Origin of the sequence: Paenibacillus agri (assembly GCF_013359945.1) — a bacterium.
Lineage (GTDB): Bacteria > Bacillota > Bacilli > Paenibacillales > Paenibacillaceae > Paenibacillus_AQ > Paenibacillus_AQ agri.
Window position 1 is genome coordinate 1 of the sequence record NZ_JABWCS010000052.1, and the last position, 243, is coordinate 243.

A 243-nucleotide genomic window follows, 5' to 3' on the forward strand; every position below is an offset into this window, starting at 1 on the left:
CCTCCACATCTCTACGCATTTCACCGCTACACGTGGAATTCCACTTTCCTCTTCTGTACTCAAGCCACCCAGTTTCCAGTGCGACCACAGGTTGAGCCCATGGTTTAAACACCAGACTTAAATAGCCGCCTGCGCGCGCTTTACGCCCAATAATTCCGGACAACGCTTGCCCCCTACGTATTACCGCGGCTGCTGGCACGTAGTTAGCCGGGGCTTTCTTCTCAGGTACCGTCACTCCGGTAG

At 54.7% G+C, this 243-nt stretch carries 1 rRNA gene; it reads right to left on the reverse strand.

Annotation, left to right across the window (positions count from 1 at the left end):
* Nucleotides 1-243: ribosomal RNA gene (locus tag HPT30_RS31255) — 16S ribosomal RNA — on the reverse strand; the annotation flags it as partial.